3 protein-coding genes are annotated in these 3,058 nt (G+C 69.9%); 2 read left to right on the top strand and 1 reads right to left on the bottom strand.

Annotation, left to right across the window (positions count from 1 at the left end):
• Window positions 1-388, top strand: a 388-nt coding sequence (locus M0R80_31745) for a CAP domain-containing protein (protein ID MCK9464215.1), incomplete at its 5' end; no start/stop codon positions are given.
• Between the two features lie 57 nt (window positions 389-445).
• The gene (locus M0R80_31740; GenBank protein ID MCK9464214.1) at window positions 446-1,987 is read left to right on the top strand and encodes a serine/threonine protein kinase; all 1,542 of its coding nucleotides are present in this window, start codon (window positions 446-448) and stop codon (window positions 1,985-1,987) included.
• Window positions 1,988-1,999: 12 nt separating this feature from the next.
• On the opposite strand, the gene M0R80_31735 is transcribed toward M0R80_31740, so the two are convergent.
• Window positions 2,000-3,058 (bottom strand): choice-of-anchor J domain-containing protein (locus tag M0R80_31735; GenBank protein MCK9464213.1); only part of this gene is annotated, 1,059 nt, incomplete at its 5' end.

Genomic DNA, 3,058 nt, shown 5'->3' with positions numbered 1-3,058 from the left:
CGGTTGGGCGGAGGCGCCGGACGCGCGCATCGTCACCCTCGTCAACGCGGCGCGGAAGCGCCTCGGGCTCGCCCCGCTCGCGCGGGACGCGCGGCTCGATCGCGTCGCGGCGGCCCACTGCGCCGACATGGTCGCCCTCGGCTACTTCGGGCACCGCTCCCCGAGCGGCGCGATGCTCGCCGACAGGCTGCGCGCCTCGGAGCTCGCCCCGTCCGCGTTTGGGGAGAACGTCGCGCGCAGCTCGAGCGCCTCCCGGGTGCACCGCAACCTCATGGCGAGCCCGTCGCACAGGATCGAGCTGCTCAGCCGCTCGTACACGCACCTGGGCGTCGGCGTGGCGCGGGACGGCGACGATCTCGTGGTCACCGAGGTGCTCGCGCGCTGGTGAGCGGCAAAGGCTCGACGGGTTGTTGACTCGGGCGCGCCCGCTCTGTAGCAAAGAAGGATGCAGGACGCCGTCGGCTGGCCGAGATCGTTCGGACCATACATCCTGAAACGCCAGATCGCCTCCGGGGGCATGGCCGAGCTCTTCCTCGGCGAGACCCGGGGCCCGGGCGGCTTCATCAAGCCGATCGTCGTCAAGATGATCCGCCCCGACCTCGGCGCGGATCCGCGGTTCGTCTCCATGTTCACGGAGGAGGCGAAGACGCTCGCCGGCTTCGTCCACGGGAACATCGTGCCGATCTTCGACTTCGGCCAGATCGAGGGTCGGCCCTACCTCGTCATGGAGTTCATCGACGGCATCGACGCCGAGACGATGGTGGAGACGTGCCGGGTGGAGGGGATCGCGCTGCCCCCCGACGTCGCCCTGTGGATCGGCATCGGCGTCGCGTCGGCGCTGCACTACGCGCACACGGCGTGCGACGCCGCGGGCAACCCGCTCAAGCTCGTGCACCGGGACGTATCGCCGAACAACGTCCTCGTGAGCCGCGCCGGCGAGGTCAAGCTCTGCGACTTCGGCATCGCGTTCTCCGAGGCGCAGCGCGCGACGGACGACGCCGACATCGTCAAGGGGAAGCTGCACTACATGTCCCCGGAGCAGGCGGCGGGGGAGGCCGTCGACCGGCGCAGCGACGTCTTCTCGCTCGGCGTCACCCTCTACGAGCTCCTGCTCGGGCGGCACCCCGCGGGGGGCGGCTCGCGCGTGGACGTCCTCCGCCTCCTCGCCGAGCGGCGCGGGTACCCCGCGTTGGGGGAGGTCGCGCCGTGGCTCGATCCGCGGCTCTCGGCGATCGTCGACAAGGCGGTGTCGTTCGATCCGTCGCAGCGGTACCAGACGGCGGAGGACGCGCGGCAGGAGCTGACCCTGCTGCTCCACGAGTCGTACGGCGCGTTTTCCCCGTCCCGGGTCGGTGAGCTGGTCGTCGAGCTGCAGTCGCGGCTGACGCGGCAGGCGGCGAGCGGGGGGCGCGGGGCGGTGCGCGCCGAGCTCGCGTCGTTCGCCTCGGAGGTCCGATCCGCGTCGTTCCGCTCCGATGCGCCACAGTCCGCCCGCAAGCGCCGGCGCAACCGCGGGGTGATCGCCGCGATGGTCGCCGCCGCCCTGATCGCGGCCGGGCTCGCGACCGCCTGGCTGCGCTGGCCGGACGACGGTCGCGCGAACGAATCGGCGGAGGCGGACGGCGGCGCCCAGGAGGATGCGGGCGCGCCTCCTATGGACGCACGGAAACCGCCGGTCACGCCGCCTGCGCCGCGGGCAGTGGACGCCGGGACCGACGCGGGCGTCGCGGAGGAAGGGGCGCCGGCGAACGAGAGACCGCGCGGCTTCGGCTTCCTCGTGGCGAACGCCTCACCTTGGGCGGAGATCCGCATCGACGGGAGGAAACCGCGCGGCGAGCTGCCCTTCCTGCCGACGTCGCCGCTCAAGCTATCGGCGGGGAGGCACCAGGCGGTGTTCACCAACCCCGACTTCCCCAGATCCGTCCAGCGGTGGTTCGTCATCCGGCCGGGGCAGACGACCCGGCTCATCGTCGACATGGAAGAGTAGGGAGCTCCTCGGCTACGGCAGCGAGATGGCCGGGCTGATCAGGTAGCTGTCCGACGTCTCGCCCGACTCCGGGTACTCGCGCAGGGCGGAGGTGATGCCCGTGTGGTAGTTGTCGAGCGACGTGCGCCAATCGACCGAGCAGTCGTTGTCCGGGCCGTCGTACGTCACCCACCCCATGGGAAGGCTGGGATACCCGGGCACCTCGAACCCCTCCTGGTAGAAGCACGAGTCCGGGTCGCCGTCGGTGTCCGCGTCCACGCCCACGCACACGTCGTCGAGGTACCACTTGTCGTCGAAGGACTCGCCGTAGTAGTGGAAGGCGAACCGGATCGCCGTCCCCGACCAGTCCGAGACGTCCACGGTGTAGCCCTGCGTCCAGCTGTAGGTCACGTCGTTCATGTCGATCGCGTCCGCGAGGACGGTCCAGGACGACGTCGTCGGGTTCGTCGAGGTCGACGGGCCGACCAGGATGCGGTGCGCGTTGTAGGGGTAGAACATGATCTTCTCCCAGAACGACATCTTCAGGAACCCGGGATCCTCGTGGCACGTCATCGTGAGGCCGAAGTCGCCCCCGGCGCCCGCGTACCCGTCGACGACGATGTAGTAGGTCGTGCCCGCCGTGAGGTACCGCTCGATCGTGCCGTTGGAGCTCGTGCCGGTCGACTTGGCGATGCAGCTGTCGGGGTCGCACCAGTTCTCGAGGAGGAACAGGTCGATGTTCCCGGTGGTCCAGCCGCCGTACATGTTGATCGTGACGTCGCCGCTCGTCGCGGGCGTGTACTCGAACACGTACTCGCGTCCGGTCTCGTTCGTGGCGCTGCACCCGGCATAGGAGTCGATGAGATCGGTGGAGCCGGTGTCGTACGTGCTCGCGTAGCTGCTCCCGTCGCACTCGATCTCCGCGGCGGGCGAGCAGATGTCGGTGTCGCTGTCCGTGTCCGTGTCCGTGTCCGTGTCCGTGTCCGTGTCCGTGTCCGTGTCGCCTCCCGACTCGCAACAGATGTTGGAACCGGCACAACCGTACTCGAAATGGATGATGCCCCCGAAGGCGAAGCACCACGTCGCGGACAG

The organism is Pseudomonadota bacterium, from assembly GCA_023229365.1.
In the GTDB taxonomy this organism is placed as follows: Bacteria; Myxococcota_A; Polyangia; order JAAYKL01; family JAAYKL01; genus JALNZK01.
This window is presented reverse-complemented; position numbering and strand designations above follow the sequence as displayed.